Below are 23,588 nucleotides of genomic sequence, written 5' to 3' on the forward strand. Positions count from 1 at the left end.
TACTATTTCAACTATACCTTTGAGAATTTTTTTTCTAGTTCTTCTAACCAACCTTCACGTTTACTCTGACTTACCGCTTTTACTCTATTATAACTAATCCATTTTCGGTTTTTATATCCTAATTTCCAAAATATTCCTCTCATAAATGCTTTTTGAATCGCATTGCCAAAAATCCATCGATAAATATACCTTGGAGTATTCATTGTTGTAATTACTGTAATCCCTTTTATATTGTTTAATAAGGGCTTCATTCTTGTATTCTTTTCATTTACATAATCATAAGCTAATCCCGGAAAAATAACTTTATCAATAAAACCTTTCATTAAAGCAGGCATTAATTCCCACCAGATAGGAAATATAAAAATAAGGTGATCTGCTTTTTCTAATCGTTGCTGATAACCTAAAACTTGCTCATCAACAGGTTTTTTATCTCTAAACGATTTTAGATCTTCGGCCGTCATTACTGGGTTAAATTGCTCATTATCCAGATGAATTAAATCCATAGAATGCTGAGCAGCTTTAAGTCCTTCTTGCACCGCATCAAGCAAAGCATTACAATAACTTCCTTCAAAAGGATGATTAAAAATGATTAAATAATTCATAGCTTTTTATTTAATTAGAACTAATTTTACTAACATAAGAATCGATATTTCTGATAATTTTATCGTAATCATTAACTTTTCCTGTATCAAAAATAAATTTATCGGGTCTAATTACAACAAAATCTACTTTATTTTTTATCATCCATTTATTCAGAAAAACGGATTTAATTCCTATTGCAGACTCTGAAAAATCCTGAACAACTGAAATGTATTTTAAAAACCCACTCGGGTTAAAAGGAACTATTTTAGAATCTGAAAGAAACAATACAACCCAATGAAAACCACATAGTTCATCAAAATATACTTTCCTTTCATCCTTTAAACTTATAAATGGCTGAGGAATTCGTTTGCCAACCAAAGGGTGTTTTATTCTTGAAAAGTTTGTCACTTCTAAACCATAAAGATGTTTCTCTATAAGTGTATCAATAGGTTTGCTGGGCAAGACATTTAGTAATCGCAAAAAACCATTTCTAAAAGAAGACAAAATAGGATTAGAATATTGAATAAATCCTCCTAAAATAGCAGCTGTTTTAATTATTTTTTTCACCTGTGGTGCTCTCTCCTTGTAATAGGAGTCTAACAATTCATTGGTAGCAACATTAAAATTTGTACAAGCACTAACGATTTTCCATGATAAATTTTTAGCATCTTTTATCCCTGAACACATTCCTTGTCCTAAAAAAGGCGGCATCTGATGTGCTGCATCGCCTGCAAGAAAAACGTTGCCTGAGCGCCAATCTTTAGCCACTAAAGTATAAAACACATATTTTTTCTTTCTGATAATTTCAAAATCATCTATCGGAAAATATGACGCCAACTTAGGAATCATAGTATCAGCAAGCATCTCGTCTGAATATTTAGCATGTTTTTTAGAAACCATAAATTCCCATCTAAAATGGTTTTTAACCCCATTTACATACGTCATAGGCTGGTTTGGGTCACAATATTGTTTATGATCTTCAGAGAAAATATTATCTCCACTATAATTGGTATCTATAACAAACCATTCTTTTTTAAATCCAAAATCATGAACATCTATATTCATTTTTTTTCGAATGGCACTTCTTCCTCCATCGCAAGCAATAAGAAATTTAGCTTTTACATGTAAGGATTGCTTTTTATTATCAGTTAACACTAAAGAAATTGAATCTTTTTTTTCGTGCAAATCTTTCCAATATGTTTCTTTTAGAAATTTGACATTTGGATATTGCAAAAAACCATTTCGCAGATGTCTTTCGATTTCGGGCTGCAAAATCCAACTACAATCAGGAATATCCTCTGAAATACTTGAGTTTGGCTGAAATTGAAAAAGCAGTTTATCTTTTTTTGAAACTAGTGAATAATTTACAAAAGGTTTTATAGCATCTTTTTTCATTTCTTCATAAAGTCCTAATTCCTGAAATATTCTGATTACGTCTTCATCAATATGCACTGCCCTAGGATATTCAATAACATCCGATCCTCTATCAAAGAGTAAAACCTTTAAATTTTGTTTACCAAAATAATTAGCAAATGTGGCTCCCGTAGGGCCACATCCTGCAATTATTACATCGTATTCTTCTTCCATATAATAAAATTATAGTTTCTCAACTAGCAAAGCCGTTGCAGTAAGCCCTGGGCCAAATGCTACCGCAACAATTTTTGTTCCTTGCTTTATTGTTGGATCATTTATAATTTCATTAAAAATATGAGGTATTGTGGCTGATGACATATTACCTTGACGGCGCAATATTTCGTAAGACCAACTTGCTTGCTCTTTAAAAACACCTATTTCCTCAACTACATAATCAATTATTTTAGGTCCACCTGGGTGAATAGCAAAGTGCATATTGTATTTTTCTTCTTCAAGATTTATAGCCGCTTTTTCACAAAGTGTTGACAAAAATGATTTAATATTTTTGCGAATAAAAACAGGAACTCGCTTAGAGAGTGTCATTAAAAAATTAAACTCTCCTAAATCCCATGACATATCCTCTAAAGAATCTGGTATAATAACCTCATGTGAAGCCAAAATACGCAATCCTTTTTTCTCCTTTATACTATCATCATTCATGAAAGATTCTTCTTCGAGTAAAGAATATCCAATAAATCCATCGGCAAAAAGAGAACAGATCATAGTATTAGAAATAGAAAACTCGGTTAAATTAAGATGTGCAGATAGTAATTCTGTATGAATAACATCTACTCTTCCATTGTTTGTACTTGCACTTATCAAACTACTTGCGGTACGAATTGCTGGAAATGCGCCATAACATCCCATTTGATATGAATGTGTTACCTGTGCAGTCTCCCATTTTCTTTTAATAACAGCTTCTTGGGCAACACTAGGCGAAGCGTAACCCGAACATGTAACATGTACAAGGTTTTCTGGAGCGGCATCTGTTTTAGCATAAAATTCGTCAAAAACATGACTCATTTTTTCTTTAAACCATTGCATACGATCACCAATTTTAGGAATACATAAATCTCCAGACTTATCGGAAAGGCTATTAGGAAATTGATAATCCAGATGCGATACGCCATCCATTTCGGCATTAATGAACTGTTCTACTTCTTCAAAAATTAAAATCTGTCTTTGACTAATGTGTTCTGGAGAGATAGAATATCTATTAACTTGTTCTGAGACAAACTCAAAACTGGTTGATACTTCAGTTTCTCCTGCAATTGCCAGATTAGATTGGTTTTGAAAATGATGGTACAGGAATTTAGTGTACTGATTAAGTTTTCTCTGGTCGATTAATTTTCCTACTAGAATAGGTTGAAAATTGAAAAGAATAATTTTTTTGTCCATTTTTTTTGGGGGTTTGTTTAAAACAAATTTCTTTCTAATTTGCTTCTAAAAAATTAACAATTGTTAATTAAAAAGGCACTTACACCCCATCTTCAAAATATCTTTTTTATGTTATAAAATCTATTTTTTATTCTTCCTTGCCCTAATACGACTTAAGGATACCGTAGTGATTCCCAAATAGGAAGCAACATATTGTAAAGGAACACGCTTTAAAATATGTGATTTATTTTTTAATAAATTTTGATATCGTTCTTCGGGTTTCTCTTTTATATAAGATAAAAAATGATGTATGTAATTGATGAATCTATCTGAAGTAAAATCAAAAAATAATTCTTTTAAGAAAGGATTCTCATCCATAATAATTTTCCAATGTTCTTTTTTAATTACTAAAACAGTAGTATTCTCGATAGTATCTAAACTAAAGAAACTAGGAGTATCTTTTAAAAAACTCTCAAAAGAAGCAACAAAATCGTTTTCAAAGAAAAACTGGATTGTTATTTCATTTCCATTACTATTATTAGAGAGTCGCATACTTCCTTTTACTACAAAATATAGTGCATTAGAAACATCTCCCTCTTTTAATACTGTTTGTTTAGAAGGTATATTTATTTCTGACCAAAATTCTTTATAATTAGCAATGACATCACCAAATTTAGGATAGGCAATAGATATTCTAGCTAGCATTTATTATAGAATTAAAATTTCAAATTTCGTTGCTTACAAATGCACCATATCTTTGTTTATATAACAACCAACAGATGTACTTCGTAATCAAAAACTATTATTTGTATTTCAATATTTTAAAATTCTTCTATACAAACTATAATTTCAGTTCTTATATTTGACACTTGTTAAACACTCATTATTAAATCATTAAGCATCTTAGCTTATAAAACACAAAAATACAACTACTCTTACAATTTATACAAATCTTGAAAGGTAAAAATTGTTATTTTTGTCTTACATTTTTTTTCTTTTGTTAAGAAATAAAGTTAAGAGTCATTAACTTGCCGCTATATTATATTTGGATCTAGCTGTAACATACACAGATATATAGTATAAAACTGAACAGTAATAATCTTATTAGAGATGTATACTTCAAAAAATCATAGAGAATTAGAACAATACTTTGTAACAAAATCAGTGTTTACAATACTAACATAATATGAGCGATAATTTAGAACATTCATTTGTTGTGCAATTGCAGGCAAACCAGAATATAATCCACAAGATTTGTAGATTATATACTGCCAACCAAGATGCACACAAAGATTTGTTTCAGGAAATTACGATTCAGCTATGGAAAGCATATCCAAAATTTAGAGGCGACAGCAAATTTTCTACCTGGACCTATCGTGTCGCGTTAAATACCGCTATTACTTTATATCGAAAAACGAAACGCTCGATAGCAACTGTAGAGTTTGAAAATCACCAACATTTTATAAAAGAAGTTGATTACAACTATGAGGAAGAAGAACAAATTAAGTTAATGTACAAAGCCGTTTACCAACTAAACGATATCGAAAAAGCATTGGTTTTTATGTATCTAGAAGATAAAGATTACCAAGAAATTGCCGAAACGTTGGGTATTAGTGAAGTGAATGCACGAGTGAAAATGAATAGAATTAAAGGGAAACTTAAAAAAATATTAAATCCTTAAAAAGAATTATGAAAGAACTGGATTTACTAAAAAAAGATTGGAATAAAACCGCAAATACTTTTCAACAAGTGTCTGAGGTCGAGATTTATAATATGATTCATAAAAAGTCGTCTTCGATTGTAAAATGGATTTTGGTTATAAGTCTTCTGGAAATATTATTTTGGACTATATCGAATTTTGTATTTAGCATTGATGATTTTTTAAAACAAATCAATCATCCTGAATATATACTATATCTTGAGGTAATCACTTACTTTAATTATGTAGTAGTATTAATTTTTGTGTATTTTTTCTATAAAAACTACACTACTATATCTACTACAAAATCTACAAAATTACTAATGAGTAGTATTTTAAAAACCCGTAAAACGGTTCAATACTATGTTTGGTATAACTTGGCAATGGCAGTAATAACTTCTATTATAAGTTTCTTTATAGCTTTTTCAAGCCCAGAAATGAATTATCTTAAAGAGAAAATTGCTACCAATGGTACGGTAATGCTTATGGTAATTGGTATACTAGTATTGGTAACACTTTTTTTCCTAGGGCTTTTCTGGTGTTTTTACAGACTAATATATGGTACCTTACTACGAAGACTGTATGCCAATTATAAAGAACTTAAAAAGATTGATTTATAATCATAAGGTTCAAAGATTTTAAATTGAGGTACTTCTGAAACTTCTATATAACAGTTTGTCTTTCAAAAAATAGAATACTATTAAACTAAAAATGGAGATGTAAAATATATTTTACATCTCCATTTTTTATGAAAATCATTTTTATCTAGAAAACTAATACCCCCATCTACGCATTTGGTTCAGTTCTTCCTGAAGTTTTAGTTCTTCAGATGGAATAACTTTTAAAAATGAAGGATGTTGTTCGATAGCATATTCTACTTTTTCTACAATTTCATCTATAGTATCATTATCATAATCAATAACAAGTGGCTCTTTGATAATAAATGATTGCAGTATTCCTTTCTTTTTCATTCGTAACCCTTTTTTGTCAAAAGAACGACGGAAACCATCTATTACAATCGGAACAACAATAGGTCTGTGTTCCTTAATAATGTGTGCAGTACCTTTACGAACAGGCTTAAATGACTTGGTTGTTCCTTGCGGAAACGTGATTACCCAACCATCGTTAAGCGCTATTTTAATATTCTCGGTATCATTTGGGTTTACTTCTCTCTTTTCGGTAACATCTACACCTTTGGCACGCCAAGTACGCTCTACCGATATTGCTCCTACATAAGATAAGATTCTTGGTAACAAACCTGCTCTCATTGTTTCTTTGGCAGCAACATAATAAATATTCATTTTAGGTTGCCATAAGTAACCTACATTTTTTATATTATCTTCTCTCCCACTTAAACTTGCGTTAAAAACATGAAACATTGCCACAACATCAGCAAAATAAGTCTGATGGTTGGATATAAAAAGAACATTTGTATCTGGTAAACTTCTTATAATTTCTGAGCCATCAATTTGTAATTCGTTAAAACCACGATAGCGTCTGTGCGTAATTGCTCCAAAAGCTCGAATTAACCATTTCTTAATAAATAGTATATGACCAAAAGGATTTCTTTTAAACAATCCCATAAATTTATGTGTTATTTTGACAAATTAGAAGGACAAACTTACGAAATTTATTTTTGTCGTTCCTAGTAGAATCTAGTCTATGATTGCAAATTGCAACTTTCTAAATATCAGCATTAAAACTATAATTTATTTAAAATAAATGACTCAGTTTGTTAAATAAATGTATCCTAAAAAACAAGAACCTCTATAACTCTCAACTAAGGTATCAGCATTTAAAAACTATTTAGTTATAAAATTCTCTTTTAAAAAATCTTTCAATTCACTTAATATCATTGCAGTAGCTCCCCAAACAATATGATTCTCAATCTTAAAAGCCGGAACTGAAATATTAGCTGCATACGAAGTTGATAAAATGGTATCAATAACAATTTCATCATCTAAAAAAACTGAAAGTGGTAGCTCTATAATATCAGCAACCTCTCTTGGATCTGGATAAAAATGAATTTCCTCATTACAAACTCCAAGAAAAGGATGTACCATAAAGTTGCTAGGCGGAATATACATAGGCGTAAAAGCCTTTAATACCTTAATTTTTTCTGGCAAAACCCCTACTTCTTCATACGTTTCTCTCAAGGCAGTGTGCTCGTAATTTTCATCTTCGAGTTCATATTTTCCTCCAGGAAAAGCTATTTGCGACGAGTGAACTCCATTATAAGCATTACGAACAATTAATACCAAATGTGTTCTCCCGTTTTTAGGATAAAACAACATCATAACCGCAGCAATCCTGGGGTTCTTAGTACTCATATCCTGATTTTTCAAGGACTCAACTCTTTCCAAAGGTGCCATTTTTAAGTGAGCATCAACAGCAGGAAGTTTTGCATGTGCAAAATTGGGAACAAAATGTAAAAAGTCTTGAAAATCCATAATCAAAGTCTATTTTTGTAGTCTCAAATAATATATAAATATACTTTAGAAAATAGTGTCTCACAAATTTTCTAGACCTTAAGCCAATAAAAATGTATAGTAAAGAAGAATCACAAAAATTAAAACGAGAATTCTGGGTTTCTTTCGCAGAAAAATATCCTCGAAAATGGGTGCTTTATGATACCAAAATAAAAGATTTTTCATTTAAGTTTTATGTCGATAACAAAAAAGCTCAAGTTTTAATAGATATCGAACATCGTAATGATGACAAACGTAATGCATACTTTGAAAAAATAGAAGCCTTAAAAAATATCCTTGAGGAAGAATTTATTAAAGACCTTGTTTTTGAAAAAGAATATACCTTAGAAAGTGGTAAAACTATTAGCCGAATTTGGGTTGAAAAACTTGGAGTTGGTTTTAGCAATCGTAATTATTGGGATGCAATTTTTGATTTCTATTTCGAAAAAATGAATGCGCTTGAAATGTTTTACCTAGAGTATGATGAATTTATTAAAGATATTGAATAGTTTCTTTTTAAGGTTCTAAGGCACTGAGGCGCAAAGTGACAAAGGTTTCCTGAATTGTGACAATGTACTTTCATAAAAAAAACAAACAAACCCGACAGGTTCTATAACTTGTCGGGTTTGTTTTTTTAGTTACCAACTATAGCGATAAAAGCTGAAAATCAGTTCGGTTTTGCTCTAAAAACAGCAAATTACCACAGCTAAAAAAACTCAAATTAAAACACTTAATTTCTTACAAACGTTAATAAAATTTTTATATTTGACAAAATTAAAACCATCAATGAAAAAAATTTTACTCGCAATTATTTTAGTTTCATTTGCTAAAACCTATTCTCAAACAAATTATGCATTCGTTTATAATAATGATTCTATACTTAAAAAAGGAGTCTCCCTTCACGATGCTAAAAAGTATGATGAAGCAATTAAAGAATATGAAAAAATCAGCAAAACTGATCCTAAATTCTTAAATGCTCAATACGAGAAAGCCCTTAGCCTCAAACAATCTGATAAAAAAGAAGAATTTAAATCCTTTATTGAAGATTTATACTCAAAAAATGTAATGCCAGAATACCCTGAGCTTTACACGGTTTATGCTAATTTTTTGAGTGATGAAAAAGAATACGACAAATCAGAGAAAATTTTTAAAGAAGGAGAAAAATACTTACCAAACTCTTCTTCATTCTTGTACAATTTTGCAATTCTTTATGTTCGAAAAGGAGACACACAAAAAAGTGTTGATATACTTGAACGTATAATTACAAATAATCCTAATCATCCTTCCTCTCACTTTTTTTTGGGAACGATTGCATTAGAAAACGGAAAAATAACCGAGGGTACACTTGCTTTAATGAGCTACCTTGTAATTGCTCCAACGGGTCCATATGCTGAAGCTGCCATTTTAAAATTGAATGCTAAATATGGTCAGAATTATCTTGACGAAAGTAAAGTTGTTTTTTCTAAAACAGGAGATAATTTTGAAGAAATAGAAACAATACTTAGAAACCAATTACCATTAAATAGTGCTTATAAAGTAAAGTCTAGTATTGATGATGTTATAATAAGACAAGTTCAGGCTGTTGCCGAATACACATTAGAACACAAAATGGGTGATGGTTTTTTTGAAACTATATATATTCCGTGGGTAAAAACTATGATGGAAGAAAACCAATTTGAGGGATTCTCTTATTATATGTTAGTATCAATGGAAGAAAAGTTAGGAAAAGCATTAACCAAGAACGTAAAGAAAATCACCTCATTTAATGAAAATTTCATTACGAAAAGCTTTTGGCCAAAATATGCTAAGAGAAACTTAGACATTTTTGGAAAACAAGAAGATGTTGTTATAACATTACAAAATGGCAGACCTTATCTTATTGGTCCGCAAATAAACGGAAAATCAGAAGGTAAATACAAATACTTAAATAGTGATGGAAACCTTAATGGAGAAATCAACTTTAAGAATAATTTATTAGATGGACATCAAAAATATTATGATCCCAAAGGAAACTTAATCGAAGAGAAAAATTTCGTCAATGGAAAACTAGATGGTACTAGAACAACCTATTATAAAAACGGTTCTATAGATTTGGTTGAAAATTATAAAGATGATCTTTTAGACGGTATATGTACTTCTTACTATCCTAATGGAGGAAAAAACTGCGAGATAAGTTTTGTCAATGGAAAACGTAACGGAAAACTAATTTGTTCATATCAAAACGGAGGGAAAAAAACTGAAACAAATTATGAAAACGGAAAATTAAACGGAAATTACTTAGAGTATAATGAAGCTGGAGACTTAAAGGAAACTGCAAATTATACTAACGATGTAGTCGACGGAAAATCTATCGAATACTATGATGGTAAAGTAGTAAAAAACGAAGTTACTTATAAAAATGGTGATTTACAGGATACATATAAATCATATTATAGTAATAAAACCATAGAAAGAGAAAGTACATTTTTATCGGGTAAAATAACCAAATTAAATGATTACTTCCCGAATGGAAAAAAATCAACCGAATTAACATACGACCAAAAAGGTCTTGTAGAAGCATACAACTATTTTGATATCAATGGCAACAAATATTACGAAGAGAAATACAAATCTGGAGAATTAAAATACGGATTACAGTATTCTGATAAAAATGCAAAACCTAAAGAAATAAGCCTTTCACAAAAACCTTTTGAAATTAAAACTTACGAAGGAAAAGTAATAGCTTATGGTAATTATGAGAAAGGTAATAAAAACGGAGAATGGAATTATAACTTTAGATCTGGCAGCCCTAAAACTAAAGAATTTTATACCCGCGGTAAACTACATGGATTGTATACCTCTTATAATCAGAATGGAAATTTAGATAACATTCGAAATTATGCCAATGATACTATAAACGGAACTTTTGAAGTCTATGAGGATAACAAATTAAACAGAACTTTTTATTACCAAAACAACACACAAAACGGGCCTTTTAAATCTTTTTATCCTGACGGAACAACAAGTATTGAAGGTTATTTTGTAAATGGCGATTTAAATTTTAAAAAATACAGTTATTATCAAAACGGAACAATTTCTAGCATCGAGAATTATGTTGATGGTTATTTACTTAATAAAGAATATTATAACCTAAAAGGAATAAAAGAGAATGATATTGATTACAAGAATAAAACAGGGAAATTTGTTTTATCACGTAATAATGGTACTATTATTCAAGACTATAACCTTAAGAACGGAATATTTAATGGTGCTTATACAGCAAAAGACAAACTAAATACTCCTATTACCACAGCCGAATATGTTAATGGTAAGTTACATAATGCATACAAATCGTATGGGCCTACTGGTAGTATTTACACTGAGAGTACTTATTATAATGGAGACAGAAATGGTATCAGCAAACAATACGATTTAGTGGGTAATTTAAGACTTACAACCGAGTATACATTTGGAGATGAAAACGGAAAAACCATTCGTTATTACCACAATAAAACTAAATTATCAGAGTATAATGAACTAGACGGATTAACTGAAGGTGAACACATTTATTACAATCAAAAAGGAGAACCTATATTAGCTATTGGCTACACAAATAATCAGCCTACATATTATACTCGCAAAAGCAAAACAGGCGAACTAAATGACAAAGTAATTATAGAAAACGAAACAGCTCAGGTTAGCTCTTATTACCCTAACGGAAAAGTTGCTATACAACTGAATCTGCTAAAAGGGAATCTAGACGGTAAATTCGTTATTTATAACGCTGAGAGTAAACCTGAATATGAATCTATGTACAAGAATAGCATTCTTGACGGAGATCGTATAGAATATTATGCAAACGGCAAAATATATAAAAAAGAGCATTTTGTAAAAAATGACTTCGAGGGCAATCAGGAATACTATAAAGAAGACGGAAAACCTTGGCTTATTTCTGCTTATAAAAATGGTGAGTTTCACGGCAACACCTTAATTTATAAAGAAGGAAAGCTAATATTAACAAAAAAATACGATTCAGATGAATTGGTCAATATTACTAAATAAACACCTTTTATATATTACTTTTTTTGCGTCTTTTGCGTTAACGAGTTCAGCTCAGAAATCGCTTCAAGACTATAAAAATCTATATCCAGATTATAATGAACTTATTTTAGATGATTCCCAATCTTATGATATATCTATTAAAGATAAAAAACTAAAAATCATTCAGGATAATCATTATGAGTCAATGATTCTTAACCAAAATGGAATTCAAAACACCAAAGAATCATTTTCATACTCAGATTTAATAAAACTAAAAAGTTACGATGCGTATACAATTATAAACAACAACGGAAAAGAGAAAAAAATAAAAGTAACGCAAACAAACGAAAAGCAATCGCAACAAAGTTCCGTCTTTTATAATGACGTAATGGAGCGTCAGCTTACATTTCCGAATCTTGAAACAGGTGCAAAAAAAGTCTATGATTATCAAACTGAATTCATAGATCCGTATTTATTACAAAGATTTATCTTTGGAAATAATTTACCTATTCAATCTTCAAGCTTAGAGGTAAAAACCGATAAAAATATTTCGATAGATTTTAAGATTTTTAATGATCCTAAAAATACAATCACATTTTCTAAAACAGAAAAAAAGGGAAAATGGGTCTATAAATGGACATTATCAGATATAAAACCAGTAAAATACGAGAACAATTCTCCTGGATATTTATACCTCGTTCCTCACATTGCCTTTTATATAAAAGAGTATCAAATAGACAATAAACCAGTAGAAGTATTAGGCACAATAAATCAATTATTTGGTTATTATAAAGGCTTTGTTAAAGATTTAAATAAAGATGATAATGCTGATTTAAAAGCACTATCACTCGAAATTACAAAAGATAAAAAAACAGATAGCGATAAAATAAAAAGCATCTTTTATTGGGTAAAAGAAAACATTAAATACATCGCTTTTGAAAACGGGTATGAAGGATTTATCCCTCGTGAAGCAACATTGGTTTTCCAGAGAAAATTTGGAGACTGTAAAGACATGGCAAGCATAATTTCGTGCATGGCAAAATATGCCAATGTAAGCAATGTAACTCTAGCCTGGATCGGGACACGCAGCATCCCCTATTCATATGATGAACTACCTACACCTGCGGTAGATAATCATATGATTGCTATTTTTAAAAATAATGATGAATACATCTTTTTAGATGGTACCGACAAACAAACTCGATACGGAATCCCAACAGCATTTATACAAGGAAAAGAAGCAATATTTAGCGAAAACGGAACCTACAAAATCATTAAAGTTCCGATAGTACCAGCCGATAAAAATGAAATAAACGAAATCGTAAACATCACTATTGCAAAAAACAAATTAATAGGCTCAGGAAAAGTATCACGCACAGGGTACGACAGAAGTCATACATTAATGCAAATTGGCGATGCTACAAATAAAGCTCGATTCGAAAGAATAAAAAGTCTTGTTATAAAAGGTAATAATAAGTTTAATCTCGAGGAATACACCGAAGAAAATGTAACCGATAGAGACAAACCTTATATAATAAACTACAAATTCGATTTAGACAATTACATCGTAAAAGTAGATAAGGAAGTCTATATCAATTTATTTCTGGATAAATATCTAGATAAAACAGTTATAGAACAAAATAGAACTTTCCCGTTTGAGTTTGAATATCTAACCAAATTCAATACACAATATATTCTCGAAATTCCAAAAAATTATAAGATAAAATATCTTCCAAAAAACTTTGAGTTAGACAATGATTATATAAAAGCAAACTTTACTTATGCATTAAAGAACAATCTTTTGTATCTAAATATCGAGTTAAGCCAAAAGAAATTATTGCTTATCAATTCTGATTTTGCTGCTTGGAACGAAACTATAAAAAAACTAAAAACCAACTACAACGAGAATCTAATCCTATCTGAGAAATAATGAAAAAAGAAATATTAAGAACAATCTTAACCTTTATTGCAATTATAAACACCTCAGTTTTTTTTGCACAAGATTATAGTTTCAAAGACTATGATTGGAACGAGAAAGAAACCACTATAGAAATCCCAAAACAATACAAAGACGAAAAAGAAGTAATCTTAAATCGTACCATCAAAATAGAAATTATTGTAGTAGGAAAAGCGGCTCAACAATACCGATTACTTCATGAAAAAATTTACATTAATTCTGATGAATCGATAGAAAGAAATAATAAAATCTATATCCCTTTTAATGATGACGAAACCTTGGTACTTAACAAAGCCAGAGTAATTTTAAAAAACGGAAAAGTAATAACCTTAGACAAAGGAGATATTAAAGAAGAAGTTGATGCCGAAAAAGGGTTAAAATACCATTATTTTGCAGTAAACGGACTCGAAAAAGGGGCTGTAATCGAGAAATTATACATCCTGCAGGAAACTCCAGAATTAGATGGAAAAACAATTAAAATGCAGTCGCAATACCCTATTGCCGAACTAAATTTTGCGCTGATTTATCCATCACACCTCGTTTTTAAAACTAAATCATATAACGGTTTAAGCGAACCCGTTTTAGACGATAAAAAGTATGAAAACAAAACTGTATTAAGCATAAACGATAAAAACATCATTGCTTTAAAAAATGACGAAGCATACTCTAATTGGGATGTACAATTAAGATTACTACGCTATAAACTAGATGCTAATAATTATAGTGGTTCTAAAAACATCAATAATTTTAAAGAATATGCTACCAACTTATATGAGCGTGTAAATCCTGTATTAGATAAAAAACAGCAAAAAGCAATAACCGAGTTTTGTTCAAAAATACCTAAGTCTAATGACCTGCAAGAACAAATCTGGAATATCGAAAACACAATTAAAAAAAGCATTGCTTATGATAAATATGTAAGTCAGAAAGCAACATTATCAGAGGTAATTGCTAGCAAACAAGCTTGTAGCATCGATATCTTAAAATTATATGTAACCGTATTAAAGAATTTTAATATCGAGAACAATGTCGTATTTACTTCAAACAGATACGAAATACCATTTGATAAAAATTTTGAGAGTTATGAAAACTTAAGCGAATTTTTATTCTACTTTCCATCAATAAAAAAATACCTAACTCCAACAGAAATGGAATTTCGTATTCCGTTATTTCCTGCTTACTTAGCAAATACCAATGGATTATTTATAAAAGAAAAAGTATTTGCAGGAGTAAAAATGGGAATTAGTGAAATCAATTTTATCGAAATTCCAGATGCAAACATCACGCATGATTTTATGGACATTACTATAGACTTTACAAAAGATATAGAAAACCCATTAATAACAAGTAAACTTACTTATGGCGGATATTCAGGATTAAATTTTCAGCCTATAAAAGATTTCGTTTCCGATGAACAATACCAAACAATGCTAAAAAGCATAGCCGAGAATTATACATCCCAAACCGAATACAAGACATTAACCACCGAAAATGATGGAACCGACTTTATAGGAAAAAAACCTTTTATAATTAATCTTACGTTTGATGGAAAAGAAATAATCCAGAAAGCAGGACCAAATTACCTAGTTTCTGCTGGAAAAACCATTGGTAAACAAATGGAATTTTACCAGGAAAACAAAAGAATCTTACCTGTAGAAATTGATTATCCGCATTCATACACACGAAAAATCAAACTTATACTGCCAAACGGAGCAACTATAAAAAACCTAGAGAAATTCAATATGGATTTCAAGACCGTGCTAAATGGCAAACCAGAAGCAGGTTTTACAAGTAAATATACCAAGAATAATAACGAAGTTATAATCGAGAATTCAGAGTTCTATAATATCGTAAACTATCCCTTGTCTAGCTTTGAGCAATACAAAGCGGTTATAAATGCAGCCGCCGATTTTAATAAAGTCGTAGTTATCATCTCAAAATAAAACAAAAAACCCGACAGACTATAAAATCTGTCGGGTTTTCTATTTTGATTCTAACCTTTATTGCAACAATAAAATATAATAATTTGGGCGTGTCCCGCAGAAAAAGCGGGTCGGGCTGTTCGCTACAAGTCCTCGCACTTCCTTCGTCAGGCTGTGGGCTTTTCACTACCATCCCTCACGCAAACAAAATCCAATATCATTACATATTAAAAATATTGTATACAACAATTCGGTCGTTGTAATTTATATACAATTGCTTTCTGTTATCCTGCATTTTTCTGGTAATAATCGACAACTTAGCATCATTTCCACCTAAATCTTTGCAAATAAAAGAATACACAATATCAGTATCGTTTTCTTCTCTGGCTATATAATCTGAAATTTGAAATACCTGTACTTCCTGAGAGTTAACAACAATTCGGTTTTTATCGGTATCCAAAACAACCATAATATTAACCAATTCCAGGTCAGACCATTTGCCCCATTTTCCCTTTTCAGTTTTCTGTAAAACACTATAACCAGAAGTCCTAAACTTATAACTCTGACTATAGGTTTGTTGCAAACCAAGACCTAAAAAAAGTAATACTATATATATTTTTATGCGATTCATTTATCTAAAAATCTAAATTTAATGTTTGCTTACGTGCCGTTTCAAATTCCGAAATCATTTCATCAATAATTTCTGCAGCAGGTTTAATATCATGAATAAGTCCAGCAATTTGCCCAATTTCTAATTCACCTTCTTCCAAATCCCCTTCAAACATTCCGCGTTTAGCTCTCGCTCTTCCCAAAAGTTCAACAAGCTCTTCTTTAGTTGGACATTTTTCGTACAATGCCTGAACATCCTGATAAAATTTATTCTTAATTAAACGCACCGGAGCCAATTCCTTTAATGTCAATTGCGTATCTCCCTCTTTTACATTAACTATAGTTTGCTTAAAATTATCATGTGCCGATGATTCAGTCGAAGCCGCAAAACGACTCCCCACCTGAACACCATCTGCACCCAAAACCATCGCTGCAAGCATTCCTTTACCAGTTGCAATCCCACCCGCTGCAATAAGCGGAATAGTAATTTTTTCGCGCACCATCGGAATTAATGTAAAAGTCGTTGTTTCGTCACGACCATTGTGTCCTCCAGCTTCAAAACCTTCGGCAACAATAGCATCAACACCCGCTTCCTGTGCTTTTAGCGCAAAAATAGTACTACTTACCACATGCACAACAGTAATCCCTTTTTCTTTTAAAAAAGATGTCCATTTTTTAGGATTTCCAGCCGATGTAAATACGATTTTCACCCCTTCATCAACAATAATATTTATGATTTCGTCAATATTAGGATAAAGCATTGGTACATTAACACCAAAAGGTTTAGATGTTGCCTTCTTGCATTTCTGGATATGTTCCCGTAAAACTTCCGGATACATCGAGCCTGCTCCTATTATCCCTAAACCACCTGCATTACTTACCGCGCTAGCAAGTTTGTAGCCACTGTTCCAGATCATTCCTGCCTGAATGATTGGGTATTTAATATTAAAAAGAGTTGTGATTTTATTCATGTAAAAATGCCAATTATTGTTTTATAATTTTACCTGTTTTATGCAGGTTATTTGCCTCTAAAGTATAAAAATAAATTCCTGAATGTAATGATTGTAATGAAACCGTCGATGCCTCATTAGTAATTTGCTTTTCAAGAACCTTTTGCCCAAGAACAGAATACACCGTTACAAACGCTTCGTTAACTCCATTGGATAAAGTAAAGAAAATATCAGAATTAGTTGGATTAGGATACAGTACAAAATCAGGAATCTCATTCAATTTTACACTTAAAGCAGTATTCAAAGCCAAACTAAAATTTGGAATTCCGTAGCCAAATTGCGCATTAGGCGAAGCATATTTATCTGAAGATTGCAAAACCAATTGTCTAATTTGCTGATTGGTTTTATTCGGGAAAGCCTGCCATAAACAAGCAATTGCTCCAGCCATTATAGGGCATGAAAAAGAAGTTCCGTTTGTTGTACCAATATTTCCAGAAACATCCGATACTACAGCTGCCGTTCCCTGAGCCATAACATCAGGTTTAATCCTTTGGTCATAACTAGGGCCAATAGAACTAAAATAAGATAATGTTTTAATAGCAGTTACCGAACCTACAGTAATTACAGATACAGCATCAGCCGGACCGCCAATATGTTTCTCAGATGTACTTCCTTCATTTCCTGCAGATGCAACTACAATCATACCTCTGCTAAAAGCAATTTCAGCCCCTCGCGAAATAAAATTAGTCGTACCATTCATATCACTATATGTATGGCTATAATTTGCATTATCATATCCAAAATACCCCAAAGAAGTAGTAATAATATCAGCCCCTAACCTATCTGCCTCCTCTGCAGCTTCAACCCAAAGAGATTCCTCTACAGGATTCTCAGAGTTATCATCCTCAGTAATAAACAAATAATAAGAAGCATCGGGAGCAGTACCAACCAAAGCATTGACTTTGTATCCTCCCATTGTCGATAAAACTTCGGTGCCATGAGAAACACCTGTATAAAAATCAGGGTTTCTTAAAACGTAATTATAACCACCCAAAATCTTGTTATTATCTCTTAAACGCTGAAAAGTACTTGCAGTATTAACACCCGGAAAACCAGCATCGAGAACAGCAATAATTTTTCCCGAACCAGTATAATCTTGTTGATGCAAGATATGCCCATTGAGCATTTGTATCTGGTTTGCAGAAGTTCCATAAGAGTAGTTTATGGTTGTTTTAAGCTCCTTATCAGTTACTTTAACCTTATCCGATGCTACTTTTTTTCCTGTAAGATTTAATGATTTATTTGCAAAATCAACTTTAGAAACAAACGATAATAACTTTAGATTATTAATATTGACTTGCGTACCTCGAATATGAAGCGCATTCAACCATTTCGATTTTGCCATAACCGTAATCCCAGTACTAGCCTGTACCTGATTAACATAAGCAGTTTCGATAGGAATATCTTTAAAATCTAAAGCAATATTCTGATTCGTCCTTCTATCCAAAGCTCTTTGCGAAAGCATCAATAAAGGATTATCAAAATAGGTTTGAGAATTAGGTTTAGCGTTAAAATAAACCCATGCTTCTTCTTGCGAAAAACTCGCTGCCGAAATGAATAATAAGAGAATTATGAAATATCTTTTCATAGCTTACTTTTTTAGATAAGGTTAAACCTCCCGTAAAAAAGTACTAATCTAAGAAATTACTCCCGAACCAACTAATTCATTATCTAAATACCAAGCAACAAATTGTCCCTCTGTAATAGCTGATTGTGGCTCGTCGAAGTGAACGTACATTCCGCCTTCAAATTGGTGTAAAGTCGCTTTTTGTAAAGGTTGGCGGTAACGAATTCTTGCCATAACCTCCATTTGTTCTCCATTTTTTAAAGCTAAATCAGTACGAATCCAGTGTACTTCAGATTTTTCTATAAACAATGCTTTTTTGAACAAACCAGGATGTTGACTCGTTAAACCAGTATAAATAGTATTTGTTTCAACGTCGGTTGCAATAATAAATAACGGATCAGTTGTTCCGCCTACATTAAGTCCTTTTCGTTGACCAATAGTAAAATAATGTGCTCCTTGATGTTTCCCAACTACTTTACCCATTTTTGGTGTATAAGGTAATTTTTGAGATTCAAGTTCTAATTCTTTTTCAAAAGATAAATCTTCTGATTTTTCAGCATTATATATTGGGTCATTTTTATCAATTTGTACAATTAAACCATCTTTAGGTTGTAGTTTTTGTTGTAAAAATTCTGGCAAACGTACTTTTCCGATGAAACATAATCCTTGTGAATCTTTCTTTTCGGCTGTAACCAAATCCATTTCGGCAGCAATTTCGCGTACTTCTGGTTTAGTTAATCCTCCAATAGGAAACAACGATTTAGACAATTGCTCTTGTGACAATTGACATAAGAAATAAGATTGGTCTTTATTTGTATCAGCTCCAGCAATAAGTTGGTATACTTTTTCGCCATTAACTTCTACTTCCGTTTTCTGACAATAATGTCCTGTAGCCACATAATCAGCTCCAAGACTTAATGCAATTTTCATGAAAACATCAAATTTAATCTCACGATTACACAACACATCAGGGTTTGGTGTGCGTCCTTTTTCATATTCGTTGAACATATAGTCAACGATTTTTTCTTTGTATTCTTCACTTAAATCAACGGTCTGAAAAGGAATTCCAAGTTTTTCGGCTACCAATAAAGCATCATTACTATCTTCTAACCAAGGGCATTCGTTAGAAATAGTAACCGAATCGTCATGCCAATTCTTCATAAAAAGGCCAATAACCTCATATCCTTGTTGTTGCAACAAGTAAGCCGCAACACTAGAATCAACACCTCCGGAAAGTCCTACTACAACACGTTTCATATATTCGAAATCTAAAAAAAATTATTTTGCAAAGTTAATCCATAATTGCAGATAATAACTATTGTTTCTATTAGTTTATGCAATCGAATAGTAGATAAAAGTTATTGCAATTTTTTATTACATTTAATACTCAAATTAATTGCTATGAAAAAGTGTATTTATACCATTCTCTGCTTTGCAATAATTACCACTTTTTATGCTCAAAGTTATGTTTCTAATTTACCAAATTATGAAGCGTACAAGGCATTTAGAGGGAAACCGCTATCGGATAAATTCTCGAATATCGAATCGGTTAAAATTATCTATGATCTTAAAAGCAAGAAGATATATTATTTCAATAGCACACTAATTAAACTCCATTATGATTTTGTTGTTGATTATTTGGGTTATAGTAAAGAATTAGAAATCTTTAACCGTGATAATTATAGCAATACCGACAAAAACAGAAGCTATTTACTTGGGAATCTTAACCATATAAAAGGAACTGAAAAATGGATTTTTGAATTGGCAGCTTCAGATCATATGCCAATTCCTTTGATTGAGCAATTTTACGACCTCATTACCCAAACTAGTTTTATTGGGAAAAACCTAAAATTCTATCTCAATAACCGAGAAAATATCGATTTATACGAGTTAGGAAAGTTTAAAATTCCTTGTGTAAAATCCGATTATATCTTTAACGAACTTAAATATCAGGAAGTCGTTTCGGGAAAGAATATTGGTATTCTAAAAATGTATCGAACTAAAGATTTAGAGAAGACAAAACCCGACAAAGACGAAATTATTATCCTAGACGGAACGCCTGAAATCCTACCAAATGTAAGAGGTATTATTGTAAATGAATTACAAACTCCCCTAAGTCATTTGGTCATTTTGGGCAAAAATAGAAAGATTCCGATTATGGCTTATACCGATGTTTTAAACGACAACAAAATAAAAAGTATAGTTGGTAAAAAAGTAGAATTAAAAATTGCAATAGATACCTTTTACATTAGTGAAACTACCAAAAAGATTGCAGAAAAATCAATCTCTAAAAAGAAAAAACTCGTTGTAGACAATTCAGTTACAGAACTAGTTGATTTATCTACTATCCCGAAAAATGGCGTGACTTACATTGGTGCGAAAGCACAAAATATGGCGTATTTAATTGCTATTGCAAAAGAAACTCCTTTTAAAACACCTGAAAACGCTAATGCGATTCCTTTTTATTATTACACAAAACACATTCAGAACAAAAGTATTTCACCATTAATAGAAGAGCTTTTAGATTATCCGCATAAAGATTCTGCGCAATGGGTAAACAATCAATTAAAAAAGATTCGAACTGCAATAAAAAAAGAATCAATCGACAAAGAATTGATTTCTAAACTAAATGAGAGATTGGGAAAACAAACCGATTTTAAAAATTTCAGATTTCGTTCTTCTACTAATGCCGAAGATATAGCCGGGTTTAATGGTGCAGGTTTATACGAATCGAAAACTGGAATTTTAGGTGATACTATTAAAACATTCGAAAAAGCAATCAAGCAAGTTTGGGCAAGCGTATGGAACGAAAGTTCGTATTGGGAGCGTGAACTTTTTGGCATCGACCAACAAAATATTGCGATGGGAGTTCTCGTTCATCGTTCGTTTCCTGATGAGCTCGCAAATGGCGTTATTATTACGAAGAACATTTTTAGAGAAAGCCTTCCAGGAATTACAGTAAATATCCAAAAAGGAGAAAATTCGGTTGTAAAACCAGAAAAAGGAGAAGTTTGCGAACAATTTGTAGTTTATAATTTCACTTTCGATGAAGCTAAAGATCCCGATTTTGATGTTGACTTTACTTCTAATTCAAATTTAAACGACAATAAACCATTGCTAACAAAAACAGAAATCAATAATCTGTATCTGGTCAGTAAAAAAATAGAAAGTAAAATGTCTCGTTACTGGAAAAACTCAAGTAGCGCCATCGACATGGAATTTAAGATTGTAAACCAAAGCAGGGATTTATATATAAAACAAGTCCGACCTTTTAATGATTAGCTTTCGCCATTTTTTTACCATTAAGAGATTAAGATAAATTAAGTTTTTATTAAATCTCTCACAAGGTTTACTCCCTATATTGTCTTTTCGACGAAGGAGAAATCTCCGTAAGAAACTAACTCACAGTTTTTTTTTCTTTCTTAAATTGTCGAGCTACTCATGGAGATTTCTCCTTCGTCGAAAAGACAAGTTTGGGATTATTATGTGTAAAGCTAAAGTCCTTACACTCTTGTATTGCATCTTTGCGAAATTTATAAAACTTGGCTTAATTTTCCTTAATCTCTTAATGGTAAAAACCTTTTTTTTTTAAATCAATACAAAACCGTAACGTCGATTTCCTTTGTTACAGTATTTATGGTAATGATTTTGAAGTCGAAATTTTCGATATTAATTTGTTTTTGAATTAATTGTCGGATATTCTGAGTATTCAAAGAAAAGTCGTTTCCCAGACTTACTTTTACATCAACTGTGTTTAGATATTTGGATGCTTTTTTGTTTACTAAAACAGAAGCTATGATGTAAAAACCAATGATTATAAACTGAAAGAAAAGCAACACTTCTATTTTTTCAAATGGATACATAATATCCAAAATAGAAAGTGTAATTGTTGCAAACAGAAAGATTATAGCATTTACTGTAAAAGTTTGGGTTCTAAATCTTAGAATAGAAAAAATCGCAAATAAGCCAAAGCCAATCCCCACTCCTATTTCGATTCTGGTAAACAAATAACACAAAGAAAAAGTACATAACCCAACAATAACCATTAATGGATTTATTGTTTCGTTGTCTTTCCTGTTCGAAAAAAAGTATAAAACCAAAATTGAAAAAAACAATAATACAAACCTTCCGAAAAGTTCTTGTAAATCCATATGAATCTATTAGTTAAGACTCAAATTTAACGAATTTATCTATTGCTTTATTTTTTTTTCTTCTCGACTTTATCAGCCGTTTTGTTTGTATTTTTTGGATCGCTCATATTGATTTCTTTTACTAGTTTTCCTTTTTCGAAAAACTGCCAATTACCCGATTTTTTTCCATTTACAAACATCCCTTTTGAAGCTACAGTTCCATCTGAATTACTAAAGACTGCTTCACCATTATACTCATTATTTTTATAATTCAACAGTTCTAGGATTGTTCCGTTTTCAGCATATCTTTTATAAACTCCTTCTTTTAAACCATTTTTATAATTCATTTCTTCAGCAATTTTTCCGTTTGGATAAAAAACTGAGCGCAAACCGTTTAGCTTTCCTTTAGTGTAATTTTCAATTGTCATTACAGTTGGAGAAGCTTGATGATAGTATTTCCATTCTCCTTCAAAAAGCTTATTAACTACTTTTCCTTCGCTAACTTTATTCTTATTCTGATCATAAAAAATGGTGTAAGCGCTTCCATCATTAGCACTAAAATCTCTCGTAGCAATTACGCTAGCAGCTTTTGTATCATCATAAAACTTAAAAATACCAGTTTCCTTTCCATGACTAAAAGTTCCTTCGTAACGGGGTCTTTTTGATTCTTCATAAATTCCTTTCCAAAGTCCGTCCTTTTTTCCATCTGCGTCCAACTTATTCAAGCTTGCTTGTGCATTTATAAAAAACGCATTCAACAAAATCAATCCGAGTAGTATTCTTTTACAAATCATTTTATATTCTATTTTAAACCTTAACGAAATAGGTATTAAT

The 23,588-nt window shown here is 31.3% G+C and carries 19 protein-coding genes; 7 read left to right on the forward strand and 12 right to left on the reverse strand.

Annotated features, from left to right (window positions below; genetic code table 11):
- Positions 1-11: 11 nt before the first annotated feature.
- From IW20_RS13425 to IW20_RS13440, 4 genes are all read right to left on the reverse strand, one after another.
- Positions 12-602, reverse strand: a complete 591-nt coding sequence (locus tag IW20_RS13425; RefSeq protein WP_035623142.1) for an NAD(P)H-dependent oxidoreductase — start codon at positions 600-602, stop codon at positions 12-14.
- 10 nt (positions 603-612) lie between these two features.
- Positions 613-2,169 (reverse strand): FAD-dependent monooxygenase, encoded by a 1,557-nt coding sequence (locus IW20_RS13430; RefSeq protein ID WP_035623143.1) that lies wholly within the window; start codon positions 2,167-2,169, stop codon positions 613-615.
- Positions 2,170-2,178: 9 nt separating this feature from the next.
- A complete protein-coding gene (locus IW20_RS13435) occupies positions 2,179-3,393 on the reverse strand; it encodes a 3-oxoacyl-[acyl-carrier-protein] synthase III C-terminal domain-containing protein (protein WP_051885753.1) in 1,215 nt (404 codons plus the stop codon).
- A gap of 120 nt (positions 3,394-3,513) precedes the next feature.
- Positions 3,514-4,077 carry a Crp/Fnr family transcriptional regulator gene (locus IW20_RS13440; RefSeq protein WP_081912487.1) on the reverse strand — a complete coding sequence of 188 codons (564 nt, stop codon included), beginning with the start codon at positions 4,075-4,077 and terminating at the stop codon, positions 3,514-3,516.
- A 481-nt stretch (positions 4,078-4,558) separates the two neighbouring features.
- Between IW20_RS13440 and IW20_RS13445 the strand changes: the two genes are divergently transcribed.
- A complete protein-coding gene (locus tag IW20_RS13445; protein WP_035623144.1) occupies positions 4,559-5,053 on the forward strand; it encodes an RNA polymerase sigma factor in 495 nt (164 codons plus the stop codon).
- Positions 5,054-5,061: 8 nt separating this feature from the next.
- Positions 5,062-5,691, forward strand: coding sequence for a hypothetical protein (locus IW20_RS13450; protein WP_035623145.1), 630 nt, complete (start codon positions 5,062-5,064; stop codon positions 5,689-5,691).
- 153 nt (positions 5,692-5,844) lie between these two features.
- On the opposite strand, the gene IW20_RS13455 is transcribed toward IW20_RS13450, so the two are convergent.
- Both IW20_RS13455 and IW20_RS13460 read right to left on the reverse strand, forming a co-directional pair.
- Positions 5,845-6,654: a lysophospholipid acyltransferase family protein gene (locus IW20_RS13455; RefSeq protein ID WP_035623147.1), complete on the reverse strand. Its 810-nt coding sequence runs from the start codon at positions 6,652-6,654 to the stop codon at positions 5,845-5,847.
- A 219-nt stretch (positions 6,655-6,873) separates the two neighbouring features.
- Positions 6,874-7,521 carry an NUDIX hydrolase gene (locus tag IW20_RS13460; protein ID WP_035623148.1) on the reverse strand — a complete coding sequence of 216 codons (648 nt, stop codon included), beginning with the start codon at positions 7,519-7,521 and terminating at the stop codon, positions 6,874-6,876.
- A 92-nt stretch (positions 7,522-7,613) separates the two neighbouring features.
- Between IW20_RS13460 and IW20_RS13465 the strand changes: the two genes are divergently transcribed.
- The 4 genes from IW20_RS13465 (at position 7,614) to IW20_RS13480 (ending at position 15,459) form a co-directional block, all read left to right on the forward strand.
- Complete coding sequence (locus IW20_RS13465) at positions 7,614-8,048, forward strand: DUF4268 domain-containing protein (RefSeq protein ID WP_035623150.1); 435 nt, start codon at positions 7,614-7,616, stop codon at positions 8,046-8,048.
- 277 nt (positions 8,049-8,325) lie between these two features.
- Entirely contained in the window at positions 8,326-11,580 is a 3,255-nt protein-coding gene (locus tag IW20_RS13470; protein WP_035623151.1) for a toxin-antitoxin system YwqK family antitoxin, read from the forward strand.
- Positions 11,555-13,489, forward strand: a complete 1,935-nt coding sequence (locus tag IW20_RS13475) for a DUF3857 domain-containing protein (protein ID WP_035623153.1) — start codon at positions 11,555-11,557, stop codon at positions 13,487-13,489. Before IW20_RS13470 ends, IW20_RS13475 begins: the two co-directional genes overlap by 26 nt.
- Positions 13,489-15,459, forward strand: a complete 1,971-nt coding sequence (locus tag IW20_RS13480) for a DUF3857 domain-containing protein (protein ID WP_035623155.1) — start codon at positions 13,489-13,491, stop codon at positions 15,457-15,459. Before IW20_RS13475 ends, IW20_RS13480 begins: the two co-directional genes overlap by 1 nt.
- A 199-nt stretch (positions 15,460-15,658) precedes the next feature.
- Here the strand turns inward: IW20_RS13480 and IW20_RS13490 are convergent, their stop codons facing one another.
- Genes IW20_RS13490 through mnmA form a run of 4 tightly spaced genes read right to left on the reverse strand, consistent with a single transcriptional unit; the run spans position 15,659 to position 19,881 of the window.
- Positions 15,659-16,069, reverse strand: a complete 411-nt coding sequence (locus IW20_RS13490; RefSeq protein WP_035623159.1) for a hypothetical protein — start codon at positions 16,067-16,069, stop codon at positions 15,659-15,661.
- Positions 16,070-16,073: 4 nt separating this feature from the next.
- The gene (locus IW20_RS13495) at positions 16,074-17,018 is read right to left on the reverse strand and encodes an NAD(P)H-dependent flavin oxidoreductase (RefSeq protein WP_035623161.1); all 945 of its coding nucleotides are present in this window, start codon (positions 17,016-17,018) and stop codon (positions 16,074-16,076) included.
- Positions 17,019-17,031: 13 nt separating this feature from the next.
- The gene (locus tag IW20_RS13500) at positions 17,032-18,645 is read right to left on the reverse strand and encodes a S8 family serine peptidase (RefSeq protein ID WP_035623163.1); all 1,614 of its coding nucleotides are present in this window, start codon (positions 18,643-18,645) and stop codon (positions 17,032-17,034) included.
- A gap of 48 nt (positions 18,646-18,693) precedes the next feature.
- Positions 18,694-19,881: a tRNA 2-thiouridine(34) synthase MnmA gene (gene mnmA / locus IW20_RS13505; protein WP_035623164.1), complete on the reverse strand. Its 1,188-nt coding sequence runs from the start codon at positions 19,879-19,881 to the stop codon at positions 18,694-18,696.
- 144 nt (positions 19,882-20,025) lie between these two features.
- Between mnmA and IW20_RS13510 the strand changes: the two genes are divergently transcribed.
- Positions 20,026-21,906, forward strand: a complete 1,881-nt coding sequence (locus tag IW20_RS13510) for a PEP/pyruvate-binding domain-containing protein (protein ID WP_035623165.1) — start codon at positions 20,026-20,028, stop codon at positions 21,904-21,906.
- 311 nt (positions 21,907-22,217) lie between these two features.
- On the opposite strand, the gene IW20_RS13515 is transcribed toward IW20_RS13510, so the two are convergent.
- Together IW20_RS13515 and IW20_RS13520 are read right to left on the reverse strand one after the other, a co-directional pair.
- Complete coding sequence (locus tag IW20_RS13515) at positions 22,218-22,775, reverse strand: DUF4956 domain-containing protein (protein WP_035623167.1); 558 nt, start codon at positions 22,773-22,775, stop codon at positions 22,218-22,220.
- A 47-nt stretch (positions 22,776-22,822) separates the two neighbouring features.
- Complete coding sequence (locus tag IW20_RS13520; protein ID WP_035623169.1) at positions 22,823-23,548, reverse strand: toxin-antitoxin system YwqK family antitoxin; 726 nt, start codon at positions 23,546-23,548, stop codon at positions 22,823-22,825.
- Positions 23,549-23,588: the final 40 nt, after the last annotated feature.

The sequence above is a fragment of the Flavobacterium hydatis genome, from assembly GCF_000737695.1.
In the GTDB taxonomy this organism is placed as follows: Bacteria; Bacteroidota; Bacteroidia; order Flavobacteriales; family Flavobacteriaceae; genus Flavobacterium; species Flavobacterium hydatis.

Bases quoted from the DNA above. Each gene is read 5' to 3' on its own strand.
- IW20_RS13520 (WP_035623169.1), bottom strand. From the start codon at position 23,548: ATGATTTGTAAAAGAATACTACTCGGATTGATTTTGTTGAATGCGTTT.
- IW20_RS13500 (WP_035623163.1), bottom strand. From the start codon at position 18,645: ATGAAAAGATATTTCATAATTCTCTTATTATTCATTTCGGCAGCGAGT.
- IW20_RS13475 (WP_035623153.1), top strand. From the start codon at position 11,555: ATGAATTGGTCAATATTACTAAATAAACACCTTTTATATATTACTTTT.
- IW20_RS13430 (WP_035623143.1), bottom strand. From the start codon at position 2,169: ATGGAAGAAGAATACGATGTAATAATTGCAGGATGTGGCCCTACGGGA.
- IW20_RS13450 (WP_035623145.1), top strand. From the start codon at position 5,062: ATGAAAGAACTGGATTTACTAAAAAAAGATTGGAATAAAACCGCAAAT.
- IW20_RS13470 (WP_035623151.1), top strand. From the start codon at position 8,326: ATGAAAAAAATTTTACTCGCAATTATTTTAGTTTCATTTGCTAAAACC.
- IW20_RS13460 (WP_035623148.1), bottom strand. From the start codon at position 7,521: ATGGATTTTCAAGACTTTTTACATTTTGTTCCCAATTTTGCACATGCA.
- IW20_RS13425 (WP_035623142.1), bottom strand. From the start codon at position 602: ATGAATTATTTAATCATTTTTAATCATCCTTTTGAAGGAAGTTATTGT.
- IW20_RS13490 (WP_035623159.1), bottom strand. From the start codon at position 16,069: ATGAATCGCATAAAAATATATATAGTATTACTTTTTTTAGGTCTTGGT.
- IW20_RS13480 (WP_035623155.1), top strand. From the start codon at position 13,489: ATGAAAAAAGAAATATTAAGAACAATCTTAACCTTTATTGCAATTATA.
- IW20_RS13465 (WP_035623150.1), top strand. From the start codon at position 7,614: ATGTATAGTAAAGAAGAATCACAAAAATTAAAACGAGAATTCTGGGTT.
- IW20_RS13495 (WP_035623161.1), bottom strand. From the start codon at position 17,018: ATGAATAAAATCACAACTCTTTTTAATATTAAATACCCAATCATTCAG.
- IW20_RS13435 (WP_051885753.1), bottom strand. From the start codon at position 3,393: ATGGACAAAAAAATTATTCTTTTCAATTTTCAACCTATTCTAGTAGGA.
- IW20_RS13515 (WP_035623167.1), bottom strand. From the start codon at position 22,775: ATGGATTTACAAGAACTTTTCGGAAGGTTTGTATTATTGTTTTTTTCA.
- mnmA (WP_035623164.1), bottom strand. From the start codon at position 19,881: ATGAAACGTGTTGTAGTAGGACTTTCCGGAGGTGTTGATTCTAGTGTT.
- IW20_RS13445 (WP_035623144.1), top strand. From the start codon at position 4,559: ATGAGCGATAATTTAGAACATTCATTTGTTGTGCAATTGCAGGCAAAC.
- IW20_RS13510 (WP_035623165.1), top strand. From the start codon at position 20,026: ATGAAAAAGTGTATTTATACCATTCTCTGCTTTGCAATAATTACCACT.
- IW20_RS13440 (WP_081912487.1), bottom strand. From the start codon at position 4,077: ATGCTAGCTAGAATATCTATTGCCTATCCTAAATTTGGTGATGTCATT.
- IW20_RS13455 (WP_035623147.1), bottom strand. From the start codon at position 6,654: ATGGGATTGTTTAAAAGAAATCCTTTTGGTCATATACTATTTATTAAG.